The organism is uncultured Kocuria sp. (assembly GCF_947500125.1).
In the GTDB taxonomy this organism is placed as follows: domain Bacteria; phylum Actinomycetota; class Actinomycetes; order Actinomycetales; family Micrococcaceae; genus Kocuria.
On the sequence record NZ_CANMRA010000043.1, the window covers coordinates 1 to 22,067 of the forward strand.

A 22,067-nucleotide genomic window follows, 5' to 3' on the forward strand; every position below is an offset into this window, starting at 1 on the left:
ATCCGATCGGGAGACAAGACCTCGATGCCGCCATTTAGCTCCGTCAGAACGCCGCCACTTATCGTTGCGGTTCACACGCATGTTTCCGCGGGTCGGCCTGTCTCGTAGCTATGTGCTTTATTCATGCCCCTAGAATTCGATACTCAACGTCAGTTGCGAGACAAATGAGGTGGACATGGGGAAGTTGATCGGCTACGCCCGGGTGTCGACACGGCAGCAGGACGCGGACCGTCAAGTGTCTGACCTGCTGGATGCCGGTGTGCGGCGCGATGACATCTATGTCGACAGTGGAGTGTCTGGAGGTCGTGCGTCACGCCCGCAGTTCGACCGGGCGGTCGCTGCGCTCGAGGAGGGTGACACGCTGGTCATCACGACGCTGGACCGGTTGGGACGGTCGACGCAGAACATGCTGACCTTCGCCGAAGCACTGCGGGGGAGAGGCGCCGGGCTGCGGGTGCTCAACCTTGGTGGGGGAGACGTGGACACCGCCACCCCGATGGGCTCGATGGTCTTCACCGTCATGGCCGCCCTGGCCCAGATGGAGCTGGAGATCAAGCGGGAGCGGATCACCGACTCGGTGGCCAAACGAAGGGCCGCCGGCAAGGACCTCGGCGGTCGGCGCCAGACCTTCACCGACTCCCAGATCCGCAACGCCCTCCGACTGATCGACGGTGGGGAGCCGGCCACCCAGGTCGCCCGCGACCTCGGGATGTCCCGGGCCACCCTCTACCGGCGGATCAGGGAGCTGCCGCAAGCGACGACCATCTGAGTCCGTCGTTACCTGTGGACACCGTGGTGCGTATGACGCACCTGTGCGGGCTTTTCATCGCGCGGGGTAAACGGGAATGACAACCACACGCCTGGTTGCCTGAGATCCGCATGGGTGCATCCGGGCCCGCTCGAGGTCCGGCTTACGTACGGCGCATCAGGTGTCGAGGAAGTCCCACTCGCTACCCAGTACCCACCGCAGCGCGCTCATCTTCCCGTTCAGCATCCCGATTTCGAAGTCCGTGTACGGCCCGAGTTGCCCGGGCTCGGTATAGGTAGCCTCAACGCTTGCACGGCCGGGGCCGGCGATGGCCTGGTTGCGCTCGAGCTCCTCTGCGTCCCCTTCCCGTTCGGCGCGGTAGTCGGTCTGCAAGGACCGGTGGTACCAGATGCGGTCGAATATCTCCTTCTCCGCGGCGACGATGTCGTCCAGCCGACGGGGCTCTTCTTGGAAGTCAGTCGCCTCGAAGAGCTCCTCGATTTCCTCACCGAAGTGGTCGCGCAGGACCATGTCGAGGCCGTCCACCCCGAGGGCGTAGCGGCTACCGGTTCCGTCGAACGCATTCGCAATGTCGTCATGCGGCTCCCGCTTATCGCCATACGCCCGAGAGAAGTCGGTGTGGTTGGTGGTGACGAAGGCGTGCGGGTGCTCCGCGAGGTCCGCTCCCTGTGTAGCGGTCTGGTAGAGCTCGAATATGACGGCGTCGGCGACACTGTTCTTCCCGCTGTGGAATGGCGCGGCTTTTCTCAACCCGCGCTCGACGACGCGCGTCGTCTCGGCATCGGATTGCTCGACGATCTGACCGGCGACGAGGAGCTCATGGATTTCCCGGAAGTTGCGGGTCGTCATCGCGCCGACGAGTGGGAGGTGCCGGCCGAGGTTTTCGATGACCTCCATGGCGTGAGCATCGTCGTCGCTGCCGTAGGTCACGAGGTCATGGCGGATCTGCTTGAACCGGCCCGCGATGCTGGACGTCATTGCCGCCTGCACGCGGGCTTCGTTGCGGTCGAATTCTTCAATGATCACGGGCGGAACCAGCAGCTTCACCTCTCCCTGACGAATGAGTACCCGCAGAGCGAGGATCCAGCGCTGCCCGTCTCGACGTTGCGCAAGGTCGAGACATGTAGAGGTGTCGATGAGGAGGTGCAGCACGAGGTCAGCCTACGGGGGGTGTTGCCTCCGCGGGCGATGCTCGGCACGCCTGAGCCCCGTCCTGAGAACCAAGGCGGTGCATCGCTACAGCTTCGGCACCATCTATCTAGTACTCGGTGAGATCGACATGGGGCCCTCGCCGCCCGGCAGCGTGGAACCGAATCGGGCGGCGCGAGGGAAGGTCTTCTTCGCCCGCCTAAAAGCGGTGTCAGTCGTGAGGGTTGTCGGGGTGTCCGGAGGTATGTGCTGTCGTGGAGTGCGACGTGGCCTGCGGGGTCTGCTTGGTCCGACGGAGCAGGGCCAGGCGGACGATAGACACCAGGACGATCACCAGCGCGAGGCTGAAAAAGATCATGTCCAGAGCATTCCACCCATCGTCCAGGCGCCACAGGGACGAGGCGGCAATCCAGGTGCCCATGAAGACACCGAACCAATTCTCCCCGCGCGTCCCGTGGCGTGGTCCCCGCCGCTGATACACCTCCAGGCCGGCAGGGGGCCCGAAGATGGACAGGGTCCGGCCGGCTTTGTGAGAAGCCCGGATCTGATAGAGCCCCAACCCCACCCCGAACAAGCCCAGCGTGGCCGCGAAAAGCGCCATCAACGCCGTTCCTGGATTGCTGGTGGTTCCCAGGCTCACGACCCCAATCAGGACGCACAGCCCCATCGCGACCGTGAAGAAGTAGTTCCGCATCTTCCCCCATCTGGTGGTACGTCTTGTGCTCGAGAGCTGCGATGGCAGTTCGCGGCACATCGTGGAGCTCCGGATGTCCGGAGTACGAGTCCCTAAGTGTTCTCGGCCCCTTCTGCGCGTGGGGTGTTCTTTCCCCGGTGTCGCAGCCACCAGTCGATGGCGATGGCGACCACGGCTAGACCCGCAGCCCCGGCCCATAGCCATCTCGTCACTGGGTCGTCAGCGCGCACGGCGAGAACGACCCAGATGGCCACGGGTGGAGCCCACAACGCGTATCGGAGATTCGCGGACTTGGGCCGATTCCTTGTCCTTGAGGAGTCCCGCTGAGCCTTGGCGATGAAGTGCAGATGGAGAATCGCCGGTAGCCCGCCGATCAAGTACACGGCGCAGACAACGAAGGCCTGCGTCTCCGTGAGGTCGAACCACGCGGTGGCCAACCCGAGCACCGCGGCACAGACAGCGAAGACGAGCAGCGCCGTGGCCTCCATGCGTCGATAGTTCATGGGCCCCTCCCTGCCTATCTGCCACGCTACCGGGGTGGTTCGCTTTCGAGAATGAACACTTGTGGGGACCTACCGAGAGTCTTGACGAGCGGAGCTCCACAGGCCCAGAGACTGATGGAGACTTGGTGGACTCCGCGACGAGCCGCATTGCGGTAGGGGTTGCCCTCCGCGCATCTTCCCCTCTTATGCGTTGCCGCCTGTTTCACTCCCCAGACATGCTGGCGCTGCGGTAGGGGTTCCGAAGGTGCTTCGGCTTGTTGTCACGCATCCGTGTTCAGTGGGCCTTGGGCGGAGTTTTGTCTCGACGTCGGATGAGCTGGCGTCTCATCATCGTGGCGAAGATCAGGAAGATCACCCCGAAGGGGATCAGGAAGCCCGCGCCGATCAGGTTGCCGGCTACGGCCAGTGCGATGGCGCCGGCGATGGCCAGGAGGCCGATGGTCATCAGACCGGCGATGCCACGCTTCCAGGTCCGGTGTTGGGCTTCGCTGAACGCCACGACGTGGTCTTCCTCGCTGCCTTCGACCACGAAGAGCTGCAGGAGAAAGGTGATCACCAGCAGCGACGGAACTGCGGTCATTACCTGCGGCTGCGTGAGGCTGAGGGCCTCCACCATCAGGACGGCGAGGAATGCCACCATCACGGCCGCGAATCCGTACCGCCACTGTCGGCGGGTGAGTACCAGGGCTTTGCCGTGGCTGCGGGGTCCGCGCAGCAGCCACGCCCCGACCGCGATGGCCGCCGCCCCGGAGGCGGCCGCGAACCAGGCCGCCCAGCGGTCCTGGCCCGTGGTGCCGAGCAGGTAGGGCCAGTTCGCTACGACGGAGACCAGGCCCATCCCGATGGCCAGGAGTCCGCACAGCAGCTGTACCTGCTTGGTGCGCCGGTCCCTGGTGCCGTCCATGATGTTTCTCCTGCCGCTGTCGTGGTGAACCAGCTCTCGATCTCCGGGGGTCAGTGTCCGGGGACACGTCCTGCGCATCGTCTTTCTGATGCCTGCGAGGGGACGGCCCTCGACGTAGCGCGGATCGCCTGCGCTTTCGGGCAGCGCTAGATCAACGCTCGAGTCAGGGAAGCCGCCAACGCCACCGCCATCAGGGCGGTGGCCCAGGGCAGGGCTCGTTGGAAGGCGTCACGGTACATCTCAGGGGTTTCTCCGTGTTCTCGGGATCCGCCCGTCACGGCGAACATCGTGTTCGTGGCATACCGCAGGTACCAGTCCCACTTCCGGACCACCAGTAACCAGAGCACCGCGATGGTGAAGAAGCCCACCATCATCCACTGGCCAGCTGGTTCCTCATCGACGCCGAAGGGGGCCAGCAAGGCCATCAGGGGGAAGGCGGTGGCGAGCACGATCAACGGCCAGAACGCTGCGAAGTTCACGCTGCGCTGCGGCCGGATTTCCGGGTCGTTCACCAGGCGCTGGGCGAGGAGGCGGTGGCCGTACATCAATACCGAGCACACGACGATCAGCGCGAAGAAGGCCACCACGATGGTGATCTCACTGGTGTTCTGCATGCTTTCCCCTGTCCGTATGCCCCTGGCTGCGCAGGTGCTGCTCCGCTACTTCTGCCTACCAGGCGGAGACGGCCTCCCACCAGACACACATGTGCAACTGCACACATGGATTGATGGGGTGCAGGGGGACTGGCGCCGGCGCGGCCAGAATAGGTTCCTCCGCGTTCGCTTTACATATGGCCCGTTAGCAGCCTGAGGATTGCGCCGGTAAGGCCAGGGATGGGGCTGGTGGGGATCGGGAGGTCGTGACGAGCTGGCTGTAGTCGCGCAACGAAACGGTGGATTACGGGCGCAGGCTTGCGCGTTGAGTGTGCCTGCAGTCACAATGCATACATGTATACAAGTTTTAGGTCCCCGATGGCCCGATGGGTGAACGCGACCTTCATGCGCGGTGGGACGAGCAAGGGCGTGTTCTTCGATGAACGTGACCTTCCGGCTGTCGGCATCGAGCGTGACACGGTCTTCACCAGTGCCCTGGGGTCCCCGGACCCGTTCGGGCGCCAGCTCGATGGGATGGGAGGCGGGATTTCGTCACTGTCGAAGGTGGTGAGCGTTGCCGCGTCCCACCGCCCCGACGCCGACGTCGAGTACACGTTCGGTCAAGTGGCGGTCGGCGAAGCTGTTGTGGACTACTCGGGCAATTGCGGCAACCTTTCTTCCGCGGTGGTTCCCTTCGCGCTCCTGGCCGGCATCCACACTGTTGAAGCTGACGGCCCGGCCCGGGTCGTCCTCCACAACACCAACACCGACAAGCTCATCGCCGTCCAGTTGTGCGTCACCGGCGGGTTGGCGGAAACCGACGGTGACTTCGTGCTGCCCGGTGTCGCGGGAACCGGTTCACCCATCGAGTTGGAGTACCTCCACCCCGGTGGCGCCAAGACGGGTGCGGTCCTGCCGACCGGCCATGCCGTGGACAGGCTTGATCTCGACGGCCGCGAGGTGGAGGTGTCACTGGTGGACGTCGCCACGCCCATGGTCTTCGTCGCCGCCGGTGACATCGGCGTCACTGGCAGAGAGTCCCCGGAGAGCCTTGATGCCGACGCCGGTGTGATGGCCTCACTCGACCGGATCCGTCGTGCCGCGGCGGTGGCCATGGGCATGTGCCGGGCACCTGAGGAGGCGCCGCTGGCCGTACCCAAGGTCGCCATGGTCGCGGCGCCCGCTACCACTACGCTGCTCGACGGCCGGCAGGTCGCTGCCGAGGACTGCGATGTGGTCGTTCGCGTCGTGTCGATGGAGTCGATTCATCGCGCGATTCCCGGAACGGCCGCTCTGTGCACCGCCGCCGCGGCCAACATCGCCGGGACCCTGGTCGAGCATCTGTCCGCGGGTGCCGGCCATGAACTGCGCATTGCCACCCCGTCAGGAGTCGTCGTTTCCAGTGCTGCGGTGCGCACTCACGGCGCTCTGCCTGAAGTCGTGAGCGCCTCCCTGTTCCGCACCGCGCGCCCGCTGATGCGCGGTCAGGTCGCGGTCCGATGAATACCGGCGAGTCGAACTGTCCGGGCGAGGAGCGCGGCCCGCTGGCGCGCAGCATGGCGCCTGCCTCGGTCCGGTCAGCGCTGGCCCCCACGGGCGTGCTGCGGGTCGTCATCAACCTCGGCAACCCGGTCCTGGCCCAAGGGACCGCCAAGGCGCCCCGAGGAGTCACGGTCGGGATCGCCCACCAGCTCGCGAGGTGGCTGGGAGCACCGCTGCAGATCGCGTCGGTCCTCGCGGCCCGCGACGCCTATCGTGCCATCACCGCGGGGAAGGTGGACCTGTGTTTTCTCGCCATCGAGCCGGCCCGCGAGGACGGGGTGGTCTTCACCGCCCCCTACGCACTGATCGAAGGCATCTACATCGCCCGTGCCAACGCCGGGTTCAACACAGCGCACGAGGTGGATGCTCCCGGCGTCCGCATCGGGGTGCGGACCGGATCGGCTTACGACCTGTACCTCACCCGCACTGTGGCCGCGGCCGAGATCGTCCGCGGACCCGAGGTCCCTGAGGTCTTCGAGGACGAGGACCTGCCGGTATGCGCAGGCATCCGCCAGCCCCTGACCGAGTACGCCACAGCCCAGGGGCACTACGTCCTGGAGCCGCCGTTCATGGAGATCCGGCAGGCGGTCGGCATGCGACGCGGCCTTCCGGCCGAAATCGTCGGGGCAGTCGCTGCGCAGGTCGAGCTCCTGAAATCCAGTGGCTTCGTCCACCGAGAACTGCGCCGCAGCGGCGCACAAGCAACCGTCGCGCCGCCGGCGCGCTGAATTCTTCATCCTTCACTGCTCTTCCCAGTTTTCTTCCCTGCGCGGTCACCACGGCCCTGCAGGCCATTCCGATGGAGGTCCCATGGACATCGAGTTCGAGCCGCTGGCGACAACTCCCCTGTTGTTGATCTGCGCCAGCGCGATCGCAGTCCTGCTGTTCTTGATCCTCAAGGTAAAACTGCACGCCGTGGTCGCACTGTTGATCGTGAGCGTCGGCACCGCCTTCGCGACCGGCATTCCGCCCGGATCGATCATGGACCTGCTCTTGGGCGGGCTCGGGGAGACCCTGGGCGAGATCGCCTTCCTCATCGCTTTCGGTGTGATGTTCGCCCGTTTGATCGAGTTCAGCGGCGGCACCAAGGTCTTGGTCGACACCTTGGTCGGGAAACTGGGAGAGAAGAGAGCGCCGCTGGCTCTGGGTCTCGCCTCGTTGGTCTTCGGGATCCCGATCTTCTTCGACGCCGCGTTCTTGGTGATGCTCCCGCTCTACCTGGGTGTTGCGCGACGCGTCGGCGGCAGCATCCTGCCCTATGTCCTCGGCCCGGCCGCTGCGCTGTCGATCATGCACATGCTGATGCCCCCGCACCCGGGTGTCACCACGGCCAGCATCCTGCTGGGAGCCGACATCGGACTGGTGATGATGTTCGGGCTGATCCTTGCGGTGCCGTCGTGGTACCTGGGTGGGCACCTGCTGGCGACCTGGATGGGACGTCGACTGATGCTGCCGGTACCCGAAGCGTTCACCGGGGGCCCTCAGGTCGACACCCCCTATGCCTCCTCCGGCCCCGCCCCCAGCAGCCGCGAGTCCGCCGACCGCGACGATGCGGCGACGCCGGGTGCCGGCACGGGCGGGGCGAGCTCGGTGGCACTGCTTGACTCCCGGACCGAGGCCGTCGCGTCCGTCGACACCACGGTGGCGCCGCCGCGCCTGGGCGTGCTGGTCTCGCTGATCTGCTTGCCGCTGGTACTGATTCTGCTCAACACCGGGTCGGCCATGCTGGTGCGCACCGGCACTCTCGACGAGAACGCCCAGTGGGTTCAGGTGCTCGGGCTGATCGGCTCGGTCCCGATGGCGCTGCTCATCACGGTGGTCGTGTCCAGCTACGTCCTCGGCACCCGCCGCGGAGTCGGATCGATGGTCCTGGAAGACATGCTCGACAACGCCCTCAAGCCGGTCTGCTCGGTCATCCTGGTCACCGGGGCCGGCGGCATGTTCGCCGTCGTGCTCGAGACCAGCGGCATCGGCGACGCCGTTGCCGGCTCCCTGGACGCCAGTGGGCTTCCGCTTCCGGCCGCACTGTTCCTGATCTGCGCGATCATGAGCGCCGCTGTCGGCAGCACCACCGTTTCCATCACGACGGCGGCAGGTCTGATGGGCGCCACCATCGCCGCCTCCGACCCGAACCCTGTCCAGCTTGCTGCGCTGGTGCTGGTGATGGCCGGCGGGTCCGGCATCCTGCCCCACGTCAACGACTCCGGATTCTGGCTCATGAGCCGACTGCTCGGCATGACCGTGACCCAAACGCTCAAGACCTGGACGATCGTGAAAACGATGATCGGTGTCTGGGCATCTTTGTTCGCAACGGTCCTGTACATCCTCGCCAGCCTCTGACCCGAAGGGAGATCCCATGCCTATCATCACGATCCAGCGTTCCTCACGGGACGACGCGGCGGCCCTGGCCGCCGCTCAGGACCTCAGTCGCGAACGCGACGAGCTCCTGGTCGTTCTCGCCACCGGCTCCGGAAGCGACGCCCCGACGGCGTCGGGCCTGGAGGCCCGAGCCTTCGAAGACCAGTTGAAGCGGCAAATCGATGCCAAAACCCAGTGGCGAGCGGAGCTGATCTCGCCAGGACGAGACCACATCGAGGCCCTGGTGGACCGGGTGCGGATCCTCAAGCCCTCTACCGTGGTCATCGGCATGCACCACCGCTCGACCGTGGGCAAGCTGCTCTTCGGCCACGATCTCCAGCGCCTGATCCTGGACATCGAAGTTCCGATCCTGCTGGTCAAACCTCAGGCATAGCCCGCACCATCGTGGAGGTCAAAAACCTACCGCGCAACGCGCCCATCGAAGTCGATGCCACTGACCACCATTGACCTAGCCCGCCATGCCTACCCGGCTGTATACAAGTTCACGGCCGGGTAGGCTGGTCCAATGACGCAGAGCAAGGCAGTGCGGACCTCGGGGGCACAACTCGTCTACGCCGAGCTGAAGCGGCGCATTCTGGAACTCGAGATCGAACCCGGTACGCGTCTGTACGAACCCGGGCTCGCGACCGAGCTGCAGGTCAGTCGCACTCCGCTTCGTGAAGCCGTCCGGCTGCTCCTGGCGGAGAACCTCCTCGACTCGCTGCCCACCGGCGGCGTGGTGGTGCCGAAGCTCGAGGCAAAAGAGATCGCCGAGCTGTACGAGGTCCGGGCCTCCCTCGAGTCGCTCATGGCGGCCCAGGCCTGCAAGGTCGCCACCACCGACGACATCGCCAGCTTGGAAGCCCTCCTCGAGCGAAACGCCGCCTTGGTGCACTTCGCCGAGGATGCCATGCAGGTGGGAGGGGATATCCATGCCCGCATCAATACGATCGCCGGCAACTCGTGGGCCATACGTTTCCACGAGCAGATCGGAAACCAGATGCAGCGCTACCGCGCTTACACCAACCGCACACAAGAACGACGCGACACCGCACTGGCCGAGCACCGCCAGCTCGTCGCAGCGATTGCCGCCGGCGACCCCACACACGCCCGTGATCTCGCCTTTGATCACGTCCTCGGTGCCCGCGATGAGGCAATCGGCGCCATCAACGCCGACCCAGCATGAGGCGGCCGCTCGTTCGACTCTGCCGCACCCGTAGGTGGTAACAGGCCGGTCCCGCGCCATAGGGGGAACGATGGAGGCGTAGCCGCGGCCTCGAGTGACGTCGAGCCCGCCACAGTGCCCTGCTTTACATATGGCTCGATAGCAGCCATCAAGCCAGCTGAGATGTCAGGTGATCGTGTAGCAGGCCCCTTCTCCATTTTTAAGGCTCTTAGCAATTGCGAGGAGCAGATGGGATGGTTCTGTGGCTTGGGTGGCACTGGTCGGCACGGAGTGGCCGGGACGAGCATCCGAGGAAGCGTTCCGCTGATACCGCCTCTACCCGTGAGCGTCTGGCGCGGACGCCGGCGCCGAAGAACTGAAATGGCCCTGCACGGCCAGTTCGGTGACGGTTGAGGAGTCCTGCACGGTGTTCCTGCCAGCGAGGTCCATGGGGTGGGCAAAGCCCTGGCGTCCCACCACCACCCACAGCGCGACGCAGTCCTCGTCATAGGGATTGCTGAGTCGGTGGGGAGTGTTGGAGTCGAAGTTCAGGCTGTCGCCGGGCTCCATGGTTTCCCCGTTGAAACCCACCTGCACATCCAGGCGCCCCGACAGGATGTGCAGGTACTCCCATCCGGGATGGCGCATCATGCTGTCCGGCCGGCAGGATTCACTGCCTGCCGTGTAGGTGACTCGGAGGAACTCGACCAGTGGGTCGTCCTGTTCGGTCAGTCGCTCCCAGCGGACCCCCGACATGCTGATTTCCGGTCGGTCCTCGGCGCGCTGGAGGCCGGGGATACGACCGCGCAGGCGTGTTCGTTCCACCGTGTGCTCCGACGGGGAGGGCTGGCGGTCCTCCTCGTTCATCAACGAGTCCAGGGACAGTCCTAGTTCCGACACGATGGAGTAGAGGGTACCGATTGAAGGCTTCGCTCTGCCCAGTTCGACCTGTGAGAGGAAGCTGGCGGAAACGCCCACGCGACGGGCGAGCTCTCGTAGCGAGATCTTGTTCTGCGTTCGGGCATCCCGCAACTGGGAGCCCAGGGCGGCAGGAGCGAGCCCATTGACTAGCGGGTGAGCTGCTTGGCTCATCGTGGCACTCCTCGGGTGATCCATCTTCGGCACGGCACGTGTGCTCTACTTGCCACGCTCTACACCAAGTGTAAACCAATGCTACACACGTGGTCCTCCTTGCCGAGCGTGTCCACTTCACCCTGCTCGCAACCACTGCTGCTCGGAGTGCCTCCACTGCTGGCATTCCTGGAGCTGACAAGGCGCTTCAAGGCTGGTGAACAGCCAACTATGGTGCACGGCGGGCACTCCTGGGGAGTGCTGCCGGCAGCGGGCATCGCTCCAACGTCTGTTGAGGGTCAGCACGGGCGTACCCCCCAAAGTGAGGGGGCGTAGTGCGCCGGCCGCTCCCGGCAGCGGAAAGGGGACGCGAAGTCCCCGACAGGGGTCTTGGGGCACCGGTACTCATCTCCTGCTCACGCCTGGCTTTCCTGGATCCAACGGTTCCTCCACTGTCGTGCCTAGTGAGGTCGCTCCGCGCCCAAAATGTTGTGGCGTCCGGCTTGGCGGTGCCAATCGCATCCCACTACCTGCTCCGAGGAACGCTGGGCCCTGTGCAGCGAGGAAGCGACTTGCTTCTGACCTCCTTGTAAACCCAGTGTCACGTAGTAGTTGACAGTATGGCGAGTGTCACTTTACGCTCATGGACAAGGCGAAAGTGATGCAGAACACTACTCCGCTCTCTGCGGAGAAAACGGAAGGACTAGCCATGGATCTGGGTCTGTCGGGGAAAAAGGCGCTAGTCACTGGCGCTGGTACGGGAATTGGCCGGGCTACGGCTCTGGAGCTGGTGCGGGAGGGTTGCACGGTTGCCGCCCTTGACATCGACGAGGCGGCGCTCAAGGCACTCGAAGGTGACGCCCAGGGGATGTCTGGCTCTGTCCGGACTGTCCAGGTGGACTTCACTGATGCGGCCGCTACCGCCAGTCAGGTCTCGGCCGCTCTGGGTCAGCTGGATGGGCTGGACCTGCTGATCAACAACGTCGGGGCAGGAGCCATCCATACCTTCGAGGAGCTCACCGACGAGGACTGGCAGCGCACGCTGGATTTGAACTTCATGAGCTATGTGCGCACGACCCGCTTGGCCCTTCCGGTGCTGCGGCAGTCGGCAGCACCGGTGATCATCAACAACGCCTCTGACTTGGCCCGCCAGCCCGAGGCCATGCCGGTGGACTACGGAGCCAGCAAGGCGGCGGTTCTGGCACTGACGAAGTCCCTGGCTCGATCAGAAGGCCCGAAAATCCGTGTCAACGCGGTGGCTCCGGGGCCGATCTGGTCCCCGTTCTGGACTAAGCCGGGAGGCTTCGCCGAGACCATGGCCGCCGCCTATGGCATGGAGCCGGAAGCGGCAGTAGAGCACGAGATGAAACAACGCCAGCTGCCGCTGCAGCGCCTTGGCCGGCCCGAGGAGGTGGCCCGGGTCATCACGTTCCTATGCAGCGACGGGGCGAGCTTCGTGACCGGATCGGTCTGGGGCGTCGACGGCGGCAGCATCCGCAGCATCATCTGATGCCCGCGGCCCCATCACGAGACCCTTCTTGGAGATCACCCATGAACAAGCCCACGACCGCAGAAGGCCAGCTCGAACGCCTTGAGGACGAGAGATACCAAGCCGTTCTGGACGCTGATTTCGACTCGTTCGCCCGCCTGTGCCACGACAAGCTCGTTTACTTCCACTCCAACGGGGAGCGGGACACCTTGGCCTCGTACCTGGACAAGTGCGCACAGGGCCTCTACCGCTATCACCGCATCGAGCACCCGGTCAGCGACATCGTCGTCGTGGGCGACGTGGGTCTGGTGATCGGAGAGATGCAGGCCGATCTGGACATCCACGGCCGTCCCGTGCAGCTGGACAACACCTCGCTGGCGGTATGGGTGCGGGAGGACGAGGCGTGGAAGCTGCTGGCCTACCGGCCCACCCCCAAACCCACCGGCTGACCACCTCTCCGATCGCCCCAGCGCCCACCCAGGCGCACTCGCATCGGCACGATCCATTCAGCATTCACTTTGACCTATCAGGAGTTACCGTGAACCATCACCACCAGGGACCCTCCCTGAAGAAGTACCTCCGTCTGACCACCGCCGCTGGTGCGGCGACCGGCCTGCTGTTCCTGTCGGCCTGCGGTAGCGCAGGCGGCAACGGCGGGGACGGGGAAGCCGCTACCGTGGGCTTCTCTGCCGGCGTTCTCGACAACCCGTTCACCGCCGGGTTGGTCGACTCCGTGGTGACCGAAGCCGGCGATGCCGGACTCAACATGCTCCCGCCCTCCAACGCCGAGGGCGATCCCGCCAAGCAGGTCACCGACTTCAACACCCTGATCACCCAGGGAGTGGAGGGCATCGTCACCATCCCGCGTGACAGTGACGCCATCGTGCCGGCCATCCAGGCGGCAAACCAGGCCGACGTCCCGGTGGTCACCGTGGACACCGCCGCCAACGGCGGTGAGGTCTACATGAACATCCGAGCCGACAACGTGGCGATGGGCACCAGCGTCTGCGAGCAGATCGGGGAGCTGATCGGCGGCAGCGGCACCGTACTCGAACTCCACGGCGCCCTGTCGACCACTTCCGGATTTGACCGCAACAAGGGCTTCAACGAGTGCATGCAGTCCCAGTACCCGGACGTCCAGATCATTTCCAAGGACACCAACTGGGAGTCCGCCGAAGCCGTGAGGCAGGCGCAGACGGTGCTGAGCACCTCCGATGTCGATGCCGTGTTCCTGGCCAGCGACTCCGTCATGCTCTCCAGTGTCCAGACCGTTCTGCAGAACCAGGGCAAGTGGGTTCCGGCCGGCGAGCCCGGACACCTGCCGCTGGTCACCATTGACGGCTCCCCTGACTCGCTCCAGGGCATCCGCGACGGTTACATCGACGCGGTGGTTTCCCAGCCGGTGGACCTCTATGGAAAGTACGGCGTCTCTTACTTGCAGGACGCCATTGCCGGCAAGGAATACCAGGTCGGGCCGACGGACCACGACAGCGAGATCGTCGAGTACAAGGGCAACCTGGCGGACATGCTCCCTTCACCGGTCATCACCACGGACAACGTCGACGACGAGTCCCTGTGGGGCAACAAGGAATGAGCCCGGACGAGTCCGGCAGCTCTACCCCAGGACCGCCCCCTTTAGAAAGGACGACCACGGTGGTCACCTCGGATCCAACCTACGCCATTGAAATCCGCGATCTTCGGAAGGCCTTCGGCTCCACGCAGGCCCTTGCCGGTGCCGACCTCGTGGTTCGTCCCGGGGAATCGAGAGCTCTGCTGGGCCGCAACGGTGCAGGCAAGTCAACCCTGATTGCCATGCTCACCGGCCTGGTCAGGCCCGACGCCGGCCTGATCCGGATCCAGGGAACCGACGGCCAGGTCAAGGACGGTGCAGGCGCCGATTCGATTGCCTGCGTCTACCAGAAGAGCACTCTGGTCAACGACCTGACAGTCGCCGAGAACATCAGCCTCGGAGCCTATCCGCGCAAGAAGTGGGGTCCTGTCGACTGGCAGGCCATCCGCTCCACCGCCGTGGAACAGCTCACGGAATGGGGCTACGAACACATCGCGGACCGGACGGTCGCCGACCTCGAGCCTCTCGAGAAGAAGATCGTGGAGATCTGCCGGGCCCTCTCCAGGGGCCCCAGGATCCTGTTGCTCGACGAGCCGACGGCCGGGCTGGACGAGGGCGGCTCGCACGAACTGTTCGCCCAGATCAACAGTCTGCGTGAGCGCGGTGTCACCGTCATCTACGTGTCGCACCACCTCGAGGAAATCTTCAAGGTCTGCGACTCAGTGACGATCCTGCGCGACGGCAAGGACGTGCTGACAGCCCCGACATCGGAGCTGACGGTGGAGAAGATCGTCAACGTCATGGCGGGTGTCACCGACGAGGAAGCATCCGCCAAGAGCCGGGACAAGGACGAACACGCCCGCCTGACACAGCGCCAGGAACCCGGAGAAGTGGTGCTTGAGGTATCAGGTGCCTCTGTCGGCCACCGGGTCTCCGGAGTGGACCTGGTCGTGCGCGCCGGCGAATGTGTCGGACTGACCGGATTGGACGGGGCGGGACACGTCCAGCTGGCCCAGGCCATCGCCGGACAGCTGCGGATGGATGCAGGCACCATGCTCCACAAGGGCAAGCCCCTGGGTACAGGCGATGAAATCGACGCCATCAACGCCGGCGTGGGCTTCGTGCCGGAGGACCGCCACTTCAACGGCTATGTGCCGGAAATGTCGGTGGAAGAAAACGCGACCCTCTCGATCGTCGACCGGTTGCGCAGCGCGGGCGGGCTGATCAATACCAAACAACGCCGCCGCTTGTTCAACGAGCTCTCCGGCACCTGGGCGATCAAATGCGACGGACCGACCCAGGCGGTCGAAGAACTCAGTGGAGGCAATCAGCAGAAGGTCGTTCTGGCCCGGGCTCTGGCCTCGAAGCCGGACACCCTCGTGCTGGTCCATCCGACAGCCGGCGTCGACATGACGGCCAAGGAGTCGATCTACGAATCTCTGCAGTCCCTCCGGGACAGCGGCAAGTCCCTGTTGATCGTCTCCGCCGACGACGACGATCTGGCCATCTGTGACCGTGTGGTCGTGATGTACAAGGGCACCGTCCATGCCGAACTGGCAGCCGGCTACGAGGAATGGGAACTCGTCGGGGCCGTCCAGGGAGCCGAAGAGGCAGTGGCATGACGACCATAACCACCCACCGGCGACGTACACAGGAAATGCAAGGAGAACCCACCATGACCACGCAGACCCCCACCCTTACGGGCACGCCGCCGCGGGGGCGAGCCGCACAGGTTGGCAGATCGATCACCTCATCGAACTGGGCGCGCGAGCTGGCACTGCTGCCGGTCATCGCCCTGGCCATGATTGTCGGGGCCCTCATGTCCCCGCAGTTCCTCACGGCCAACAACATCCTCAACAACATCCTCGTGACTTCGGCCGTGCTGGGGATCGTGGTCGTGGCCGAGAGCATCATTCTGATCTCCGGGTACTTCGATCTGTCCCTGGAATCCGTGGTCGGGCTGGCGCCGATGCTGGCCGTGTGGCTGGTCCTTCCGGCCGCCGCCGGGGGGTCGGGCTGGGGCTTCTCGGCCTGGGCCGCATTCGCCGTGATGTTCGTCTTGGCCATCGTCGTGGGCCTGCTCAACGGCACCCTGGTCGCCAGGCTCAGGCTCAACGCCTTCATCGTCACCTTGGCCATGCTGATCCTGCTGCGCGGGCTGACCATGGGCTTGTCCGGCGGGCAGACCCTCTCCGGGCTTCCGCCGGAGTTCCTGGCCTTGGGCAGCACCCGGTGGTTCGGCATTTCCATCCAGATCTGGCTGTTCGCACTGATCCTGGCCGCTGCCACCGTCTTCATGCGCAGCCATCCCGTGGGCCGGAAGCTCTACGCCATGGGTGGCAACAACGCCGCCGCCGCCGCGGCCGGCATCAAGACCACCCGGCTGACCATCGGGGTTTTCGTCGCTGGATCCATCATTGCGGCCTTTGCCGGGCTCATGCTCACCGGCCGCATTGCCTCCGTGACGGCCAGCCAGGGCGAAGGCATGATCTTCACGGTCTTCGCCGCGGCCGTTATCGGCGGCATCAGCCTCAACGGTGGCAAGGGCAGCATGATCGGCGCACTCTGCGGGGTCCTGCTGCTGGGGATCATCCAGAACATCCTCGTGCTCTCCCAGGTGCCCTCGTTCTGGATCGAGGCGATCTACGGCCTGATCATCCTCGGCGCCCTGGTCTTCAACTACCTCGCCGGTTCCAAGCGTTCCCGCCGGGTCGTCTAGAAGACACTGGATGCAGCCACAGCCCACCCAGGACAGATCAAGGAACTACACCATGGATTCAGGACAGCGGTTCACCGGCAAGGTCGCCATCGTCACCGGCGCCGCCAGCGGCATCGGCTATGCCACAGCCATTCGTCTGGCCGCCGAGGGCGCGGCCGTCTACGGCGCGGATATCGTCCAACCGCAGGCCGACAATGCCGGCGGCATCCAATGGCGCGATCTCGACGTCGCCGACGAACGCGGTTGGAAGTCCCTGGTGGAGGAGATCCTGCAGGCCCATACCCGGATCGACGTCCTCGTGAACAACGCAGGCCTGGTGGGTTCCTACGACTCCATCACCGACATCGACCTCGCTGACTGGCATCGGATCATCGGGGTCAACCAGACCGGTGTGTTCCTGGGGATGCGGACCGTGGCACCCTCGATGCTCCACCAGGGACGCGGTGCGATCGTGAACGTCTCGTCGATCTGGGGGCTGGTCGGTGCCCCAGGCGTCGCCGCTTATCAAGCCTCCAAGGGCGCGGTCACACTGATGACCAAGAACGCCTCCGCGACCTGGGCGACCCAGGGAATCAGGGTGAACTCGGTCCACCCCGGACTCATCACCACACCCCTGACCGACAGCCAGGACCAGGCGATCTCCGCGGAACTGGTTGCCAAGACACCCATGGGTCGGGCGGGCCGGGCCGATGAGGTGGCCGACGCCATCGCCTATCTGGCCTCCGACGGCGCCTCGTACATCACCGGCGCCCAGCTGGTGGTCGACGGCGGCTTCACCAACGTCTGACCGTTGCCTCCAGCACGACCTGAACCAAGGAGAACATCCCATCATGACCACGGACCTGGGGCCTGAAACGCTCACCGCAGCCGTCATCGACAGTTTCAAAAACACACCGGACGAGCGGCTCAAGACCGTTCTGGAGAGCCTCACCCGCCACCTCCACGGCTTCGTGCGCGAAGTGGCTCCCAGCATCGAGGAATGGGAAACGGCCATCGACTTCCTCACCGCCACCGGGCAGAAGTGCGACGACGTCCGGCAGGAGTTCATCCTGCTCTCGGACGTGCTCGGGGTCTCGATGATGGTGGAGACCATCAACGACGAGGAAACCCCGGACGCCACGGATTCCACGGTGCTGGGTCCCTTCCACATGGTCGAGTCTCCGGAGCGGACCCTGGGCGAGAACATCTCGCCCGAAAGCGAAGGCGAGGTGTGCGTGGTCCGGGGACGGATCCTCTCGGTGACAGGGGATCCGGTGCCCGGGGCCCGGATCGACGTCTGGCAAGCCAATACCAAGGGCTTCTACGACGTCCAACAGCCGGGCATCCAAAGCATCGGCAACGGACGCGGCCTGTTCACGGCCGATGACAACGGGGAGTTCTTCTTCCGCAGCGTCGTGCCCAGCTACTACCCGATCCCCACCGACGGTCCGGTGGGCAGCCTGCTGAACGCGACCGCCCGGCACCCCTACCGGCCGGCGCACATTCACTTCATCGTCGCCGCACCAGGCTTCAAGGAACTGACCACCCACATCTTCGTCGGCGACAGCGACTACATCGACTCGGATGCGGTGTTCGCCGTCAAGCACAGCCTCGTCAAGCCCTTCACCACCAACCCGGATCCCGAGGCGGCCGCCGCCTTCGAAGTGGCCTCCCCCTTCGTCGAAGGCGTCATCGACATCGTCCTGCACCCTGCCCTCCACCACCGCACCCCCCACGACGCAACGACCAAGGAGATTGCCCGATGAAGGACTTCCAGTACCAGGCCCTGCCGATGCGCGTCACCTTCGGCGCCGGTTCCCTCAAGTCGCTGCCGGAGGAAGTCCGCGACCTGGGCCTCCAGCGGGTGCTGGTCCTGTCGACCCCCTTCCAGGAGGACCTGGCCCGGGACGTCTCCGACCAGCTCGGGGAGCTCAGCGCCGGTGTGCATCCCGAAGCCGAGATGCACGTCCCCATCGAATCGGCACACCGGGCCCGTGAGGTCGCCCAGGCCGCCGGCGCCGACGGGTACGTCGCCGTCGGCGGGGGCTCCACCACCGGCCTGGGCAAAGCCATCGCCCTGGAGTTCGGAGCCCCCATCATCGCGGTGCCCACCACCTACGCCGGCTCGGAAATGACCCCCATCTGGGGACTGACCGCCGAGGGCGAGAAGAAGACCGGCCGCGACCCGAAGGTGCTGCCCACCAGCGTCATCTACGACCCCGAACTGACCCTGACCCTGCCGGTGAACATGTCGGTCACCAGCGGCTTCAACGCCATCGCCCATGCCGTCGAGGCCCTCTACGCCCCGGACGGGTCCCCGATCATCTCCCTCATGGCCGAGGAAGGCACCCGCGCCCTGGTCAACGCGCTGCCGCTCATCGTCGAGGACCCCACCGGTGCAGAGGCCCGCTCGGACGCCCTCTACGGGGCCTGGCTGTGCGGGGCCACCCTGGGGGCGACGACCATGTCCCTGCACCACAAGCTTTGCCACACCTTGGGCGGCACGTTCAACCTGCCCCACGCCGAGACGCACACCGTCGTCCTGCCCTACGCACTGGCCTACAACGCCGCCCACGCGCCCGAGGCCGTCGCCGCACTCCAGCGGGCCACCGGAGCCCAGGACCCGGCCGCCTACCTGCGCCAGCTGAGCCTGGACCTGGGCGCCCCCTCGTCCCTGCGTGAGCTCGGACTGACCGACGACGACGTGGACACCATCGTCGGACAGGCAACCCGCAACCCCTACGCCAACCCGCGTCCGGTCACTGCCGAGGGCATCCGCGCCCTCGTCACCGCCGCGCTCAACGGCGACCCCGTTGACCTTTAGCCCCAGACATCCAGTGAGAGGCACCACCATGCTTGATCAACAAGCACCTGCAACGACCGCCGTCGCCGCGGTCTTTGTCCAGAGGGACAGCGAAGGAACCATTTCGGCAGTTCCCGGTACCCGGAAGGTCGGCCCACTGGCACCGACGCAGCTGCTGGTCCGCACCGCGTATGTCGGTATCTGCGGGACCGACCTCGAAATCCTGCACGGCAGGATGCCGGAGACGTTCAAGATCAACTATCCCCACGTCATGGGCCACGAATGGTCCGGCGTGGTGGAGCAGGTCGGCACGGACGTCACAGGGTTCGCGGTGGGCGACCGCATCCTGGGCCACGGGCATCTGGGCGGCAACGACTGGTTCGGCGTCACCCACGACGGTGCCGCCTCAGACCTGTTCACGGTTCCGGCCGACATGTGCTTCCATGTGCCCGACAACGTCGACATGCTCACCGCGGCCATCATCGAGCCCTTCGCGTGCGTGGTGAACGGTCTGAAGAAAATCGGGGGCTTCAGCGCCGCCGATACCGTGCATATCCACGGGTTGGGCGCCATCGGCTTGGCCGCACTCGTGCAGGCTGTCAGGGCAGGGGCGCGCGTCGTGGCCTTCGACCCCAGCGACCGGCGCCGGACCGCAGCTCTTGAGCTCGGGGCCAGCGCCGCCATCAACCCCCTGGAGGTCAGCGACACCGTGCAGGCGGCCGAAGCCGCCATCGGGCGCCCCTACGCCGACGTCGTGATCGAAGCCTCGGGCAACCCCTTCGCCCAAGCCGCAGCCCTGGAAAGCGCCGACAACGACGGCAGGGTCCTGCTCATGGGCGTGTCGAAGCCGAGGCCGGTCCCGGCCCGTCTCGGTCTGTTCCAGGAGCGGAACCTGACTGTCACCAGTTCCACGGGAGCACCGGTGGGGATCTGGCCCGCCGCCATCCGCTATGTCGCCAACACCGGCCTCAACCTCGGAGCGATGGTTTCCTCCATCCTGCCGTTCTCCCAGGCGGAGGAAGCCATCGCCCGCGCCGAGGACTCCAACCGGGAGATCAAGGTCATGCTCGCCCCCGACGGTTCCCCCCACCTGACGCCCCCCGCTACCACCGGAAACTAAGACAAGGACACCCCCATGGCATCCTCGAACATCATCGAGAACAAGGACCTCTTGGCCTCCTGCTGGACCTGGGCAGGAGATGCCGCGCCGCTGCGCGGCGACGAGACCAGCCCGATCGACATCCGTACCCGCATCGAGACCGCGGCGAGAACCGGTTGGCAAGGAGTGGGCTTCATCCACGCAGACCTGCCGGCCATCCAGGAAACCATCGGGCTCAAGGGCCTCAAGCAGCTGCTCGACGACAACGGCATTCAGCACGTGGAGCTGGAGTTCCTGGCCGACTGGTGGAAGTCCGGAGCGCTGCGCGCCGAGTCCGACCGCTGGCGTTCCGTGCTCCTGGACGCTGCCGAGGTCCTTGGCGCCAAAACCATCAAGATCGGCGCGGAACTGGCCCTCACCGGCGAACCGGCCCCAGTGGACGAGGAAGCCTTCCACCGGGAATTCGACATCTTGGCCACCCAGGCCGGAAACGCGGGCACCCGCGTCGCCCTCGAGCCCATGCCCATGAACAACCTCAAAACGGTGGAGATCGGGGCGAAATTCGTCAACGAGGTCAACAACCCCTACGGCGGCCTGACCATCGACACCTGGCACGTCCGCCGTGCCGGGACCAGCTATACGGATCTGGCCGCGCTCCTGCCCATGGACAAGGTCTTCATCATCGAAATCGACGATGCCAAGACCGAGGTCGTCGGCTCCCTCTGGGACGACACCATCAACGAACGGCTCTACCCGGGCGAGGGCGACTTCGAGACCGCCCAGTTCATCAAGACCATCTACCAGGCAGGCTGGCGTGGCCACTGGGGCGTGGAAATCCTGGCCGAATCCCACCGCAAGCTCCCGCTGGAAACCGCTCTGACCCGAGCCCGTGAGGCAGCAACCAAGTGCCTCGAACAGGCCGAGGAACTCCTCGCCCAGGAACAGACCCGGGCCCTCTGAGTTCGACGCTGAACCCTCAGGCGATGAGTTCCACGGACTCGGTGCGGGGTCTGCCATGAGCGTGGTTACCCCCGTGTCCTGGGAAGTCGCGGTTTCCCAGGACACGGCGGTGACCTTCAAGGAGCAATCGGTGCCGAGGAAGTTCGGCGGTCAGGGCGGGCTGGCCGTCGGCATCCTCCCCGTGGCTACGTCTTCGGTGCTGCCCTCTGCCTCCACCGACTGTTCTGCCGTGTCTGCGGGCGCGGACGGACCTCCGGCCGACCAACGGGTCCAGGGATGGTCCTGCCAGAAGGCGTGGCTGCCTTGGAGAGCGGCCCACCAAACTGGATGGTGACCCTGGACATGGTGGGCCTGGGCGTACTGATTCATCAGGTTGATGGCGGCAGGAAAGACCATCGGGTCAGGTTTGGAACGATCTGGGCTCTACCTGACCACGGATGTCTCCGCTGTCCCACACTGATGCCCGGCTCACCCCCGCGGAACATCGACATCCAATCACCTCACGGGCGGGCGCCCGGCAGGCCACGCGGCCGCCGAGACGGGCGTATCGGCCATCCGAGCCCCTCGTGACGGATGACCTAAACGGACGAGAAGCCGGCCAATCCGTACAACCGGCATCGAGGCCCCCGTTACCTTCTTCCTAGCTCGTCCGTCCCGCAGGATGGAGGGGTGCTGACCGGCCGGTCCTCGGCATGATCGT

The 22,067-nt window shown here is 65.4% G+C and carries 22 protein-coding genes; 16 read left to right on the plus strand and 6 right to left on the minus strand.

Annotated elements, in window-relative coordinates; genetic code table 11:
- Positions 1 to 175 precede the first annotated feature (175 nt).
- The gene (locus Q0817_RS18265) at positions 176 to 769 is read left to right on the plus strand and encodes a recombinase family protein (RefSeq protein WP_298591480.1); all 594 of its coding nucleotides are present in this window, start codon (positions 176 to 178) and stop codon (positions 767 to 769) included.
- Between the two features lie 156 nt (positions 770 to 925).
- On the opposite strand, the gene Q0817_RS18270 is transcribed toward Q0817_RS18265, so the two are convergent.
- From Q0817_RS18270 to Q0817_RS18290, 5 genes are all read right to left on the minus strand, one after another.
- Positions 926 to 1,921 (minus strand): PIN domain-containing protein, encoded by a 996-nt coding sequence (locus tag Q0817_RS18270; RefSeq protein WP_298591482.1) that lies wholly within the window; start codon positions 1,919 to 1,921, stop codon positions 926 to 928.
- Between the two features lie 208 nt (positions 1,922 to 2,129).
- Positions 2,130 to 2,612: a hypothetical protein gene (locus tag Q0817_RS18275; RefSeq protein ID WP_298591484.1), complete on the minus strand. Its 483-nt coding sequence runs from the start codon at positions 2,610 to 2,612 to the stop codon at positions 2,130 to 2,132.
- 92 nt (positions 2,613 to 2,704) lie between these two features.
- Complete coding sequence (locus tag Q0817_RS18280; RefSeq protein WP_298591486.1) at positions 2,705 to 3,115, minus strand: hypothetical protein; 411 nt, start codon at positions 3,113 to 3,115, stop codon at positions 2,705 to 2,707.
- 274 nt (positions 3,116 to 3,389) lie between these two features.
- Entirely contained in the window at positions 3,390 to 4,019 is a 630-nt protein-coding gene (locus Q0817_RS18285) for a hypothetical protein (RefSeq protein ID WP_298591487.1), read from the minus strand.
- 146 nt (positions 4,020 to 4,165) lie between these two features.
- Positions 4,166 to 4,633, minus strand: coding sequence for a hypothetical protein (locus tag Q0817_RS18290; RefSeq protein WP_298591490.1), 468 nt, complete (start codon positions 4,631 to 4,633; stop codon positions 4,166 to 4,168).
- A 369-nt stretch (positions 4,634 to 5,002) separates the two neighbouring features.
- Here Q0817_RS18290 and Q0817_RS18295 point away from each other — a divergent pair, with 369 nt between their 5' ends.
- The 5 genes from Q0817_RS18295 (at position 5,003) to Q0817_RS18315 (ending at position 9,698) form a co-directional block, all read left to right on the plus strand.
- Positions 5,003 to 6,115 carry a PrpF domain-containing protein gene (locus Q0817_RS18295; protein ID WP_298591492.1) on the plus strand — a complete coding sequence of 371 codons (1,113 nt, stop codon included), beginning with the start codon at positions 5,003 to 5,005 and terminating at the stop codon, positions 6,113 to 6,115.
- Entirely contained in the window at positions 6,112 to 6,882 is a 771-nt protein-coding gene (locus Q0817_RS18300; RefSeq protein ID WP_298591494.1) for a transporter substrate-binding domain-containing protein, read from the plus strand. Before Q0817_RS18295 ends, Q0817_RS18300 begins: the two co-directional genes overlap by 4 nt.
- A gap of 82 nt (positions 6,883 to 6,964) precedes the next feature.
- Entirely contained in the window at positions 6,965 to 8,494 is a 1,530-nt protein-coding gene (locus tag Q0817_RS18305; RefSeq protein ID WP_298591496.1) for a GntP family permease, read from the plus strand.
- A gap of 16 nt (positions 8,495 to 8,510) precedes the next feature.
- The gene (locus Q0817_RS18310; protein WP_298591498.1) at positions 8,511 to 8,906 is read left to right on the plus strand and encodes a universal stress protein; all 396 of its coding nucleotides are present in this window, start codon (positions 8,511 to 8,513) and stop codon (positions 8,904 to 8,906) included.
- 132 nt (positions 8,907 to 9,038) lie between these two features.
- Positions 9,039 to 9,698, plus strand: a complete 660-nt coding sequence (locus tag Q0817_RS18315) for a GntR family transcriptional regulator (RefSeq protein ID WP_298591500.1) — start codon at positions 9,039 to 9,041, stop codon at positions 9,696 to 9,698.
- A 315-nt stretch (positions 9,699 to 10,013) separates the two neighbouring features.
- Here Q0817_RS18315 and Q0817_RS18320 read toward each other — a convergent pair whose 3' ends face one another.
- Entirely contained in the window at positions 10,014 to 10,769 is a 756-nt protein-coding gene (locus tag Q0817_RS18320; protein WP_298591502.1) for a helix-turn-helix domain-containing protein, read from the minus strand.
- Positions 10,770 to 11,457: 688 nt separating this feature from the next.
- Here Q0817_RS18320 and Q0817_RS18325 point away from each other — a divergent pair.
- The 10 genes from Q0817_RS18325 to Q0817_RS18370 all read left to right on the plus strand — a co-directional run bounded on the left by Q0817_RS18325 (position 11,458) and on the right by Q0817_RS18370 (position 21,367).
- Positions 11,458 to 12,258, plus strand: coding sequence for an SDR family NAD(P)-dependent oxidoreductase (locus tag Q0817_RS18325; RefSeq protein WP_298591504.1), 801 nt, complete (start codon positions 11,458 to 11,460; stop codon positions 12,256 to 12,258).
- A gap of 41 nt (positions 12,259 to 12,299) precedes the next feature.
- Positions 12,300 to 12,686 (plus strand): nuclear transport factor 2 family protein, encoded by a 387-nt coding sequence (locus Q0817_RS18330; protein WP_298591505.1) that lies wholly within the window; start codon positions 12,300 to 12,302, stop codon positions 12,684 to 12,686.
- An 89-nt stretch (positions 12,687 to 12,775) separates the two neighbouring features.
- Entirely contained in the window at positions 12,776 to 13,831 is a 1,056-nt protein-coding gene (locus tag Q0817_RS18335; protein ID WP_298591507.1) for a sugar ABC transporter substrate-binding protein, read from the plus strand.
- A gap of 59 nt (positions 13,832 to 13,890) precedes the next feature.
- Complete coding sequence (locus tag Q0817_RS18340; RefSeq protein WP_298591512.1) at positions 13,891 to 15,429, plus strand: sugar ABC transporter ATP-binding protein; 1,539 nt, start codon at positions 13,891 to 13,893, stop codon at positions 15,427 to 15,429.
- Positions 15,430 to 15,482: 53 nt separating this feature from the next.
- Positions 15,483 to 16,526: an ABC transporter permease gene (locus tag Q0817_RS18345; RefSeq protein WP_298591518.1), complete on the plus strand. Its 1,044-nt coding sequence runs from the start codon at positions 15,483 to 15,485 to the stop codon at positions 16,524 to 16,526.
- A gap of 52 nt (positions 16,527 to 16,578) precedes the next feature.
- Positions 16,579 to 17,313 (plus strand): SDR family NAD(P)-dependent oxidoreductase, encoded by a 735-nt coding sequence (locus Q0817_RS18350; protein ID WP_298591520.1) that lies wholly within the window; start codon positions 16,579 to 16,581, stop codon positions 17,311 to 17,313.
- A gap of 43 nt (positions 17,314 to 17,356) precedes the next feature.
- Complete coding sequence (locus tag Q0817_RS18355) at positions 17,357 to 18,271, plus strand: dioxygenase (RefSeq protein WP_298591541.1); 915 nt, start codon at positions 17,357 to 17,359, stop codon at positions 18,269 to 18,271.
- Positions 18,268 to 19,329: a maleylacetate reductase gene (locus Q0817_RS18360; RefSeq protein WP_298591543.1), complete on the plus strand. Its 1,062-nt coding sequence runs from the start codon at positions 18,268 to 18,270 to the stop codon at positions 19,327 to 19,329. The genes Q0817_RS18355 and Q0817_RS18360 overlap by 4 nt, the downstream gene beginning before the upstream one ends.
- A gap of 28 nt (positions 19,330 to 19,357) precedes the next feature.
- Positions 19,358 to 20,428, plus strand: coding sequence for a zinc-binding dehydrogenase (locus Q0817_RS18365; RefSeq protein ID WP_298591545.1), 1,071 nt, complete (start codon positions 19,358 to 19,360; stop codon positions 20,426 to 20,428).
- 15 nt (positions 20,429 to 20,443) lie between these two features.
- A complete protein-coding gene (locus Q0817_RS18370) occupies positions 20,444 to 21,367 on the plus strand; it encodes a sugar phosphate isomerase/epimerase (RefSeq protein WP_298591547.1) in 924 nt (307 codons plus the stop codon).
- Positions 21,368 to 22,067: the final 700 nt, after the last annotated feature.

Coding starts and splice junctions, on each gene's coding strand:
- Q0817_RS18265 (WP_298591480.1), top strand. CDS start 176: ATGGGGAAGTTGATCGGCTACGCCCGGGTGTCGACACGGCAGCAGGAC.
- Q0817_RS18275 (WP_298591484.1), bottom strand. CDS start 2,612: ATGCGGAACTACTTCTTCACGGTCGCGATGGGGCTGTGCGTCCTGATT.
- Q0817_RS18280 (WP_298591486.1), bottom strand. CDS start 3,115: ATGAACTATCGACGCATGGAGGCCACGGCGCTGCTCGTCTTCGCTGTC.
- Q0817_RS18285 (WP_298591487.1), bottom strand. CDS start 4,019: ATGGACGGCACCAGGGACCGGCGCACCAAGCAGGTACAGCTGCTGTGC.
- Q0817_RS18290 (WP_298591490.1), bottom strand. CDS start 4,633: ATGCAGAACACCAGTGAGATCACCATCGTGGTGGCCTTCTTCGCGCTG.
- Q0817_RS18300 (WP_298591494.1), top strand. CDS start 6,112: ATGAATACCGGCGAGTCGAACTGTCCGGGCGAGGAGCGCGGCCCGCTG.
- Q0817_RS18305 (WP_298591496.1), top strand. CDS start 6,965: ATGGACATCGAGTTCGAGCCGCTGGCGACAACTCCCCTGTTGTTGATC.
- Q0817_RS18310 (WP_298591498.1), top strand. CDS start 8,511: ATGCCTATCATCACGATCCAGCGTTCCTCACGGGACGACGCGGCGGCC.
- Q0817_RS18315 (WP_298591500.1), top strand. CDS start 9,039: ATGACGCAGAGCAAGGCAGTGCGGACCTCGGGGGCACAACTCGTCTAC.
- Q0817_RS18320 (WP_298591502.1), bottom strand. CDS start 10,769: ATGAGCCAAGCAGCTCACCCGCTAGTCAATGGGCTCGCTCCTGCCGCC.
- Q0817_RS18325 (WP_298591504.1), top strand. CDS start 11,458: ATGGATCTGGGTCTGTCGGGGAAAAAGGCGCTAGTCACTGGCGCTGGT.
- Q0817_RS18330 (WP_298591505.1), top strand. CDS start 12,300: ATGAACAAGCCCACGACCGCAGAAGGCCAGCTCGAACGCCTTGAGGAC.
- Q0817_RS18345 (WP_298591518.1), top strand. CDS start 15,483: ATGACCACGCAGACCCCCACCCTTACGGGCACGCCGCCGCGGGGGCGA.
- Q0817_RS18350 (WP_298591520.1), top strand. CDS start 16,579: ATGGATTCAGGACAGCGGTTCACCGGCAAGGTCGCCATCGTCACCGGC.
- Q0817_RS18355 (WP_298591541.1), top strand. CDS start 17,357: ATGACCACGGACCTGGGGCCTGAAACGCTCACCGCAGCCGTCATCGAC.
- Q0817_RS18360 (WP_298591543.1), top strand. CDS start 18,268: ATGAAGGACTTCCAGTACCAGGCCCTGCCGATGCGCGTCACCTTCGGC.
- Q0817_RS18365 (WP_298591545.1), top strand. CDS start 19,358: ATGCTTGATCAACAAGCACCTGCAACGACCGCCGTCGCCGCGGTCTTT.
- Q0817_RS18370 (WP_298591547.1), top strand. CDS start 20,444: ATGGCATCCTCGAACATCATCGAGAACAAGGACCTCTTGGCCTCCTGC.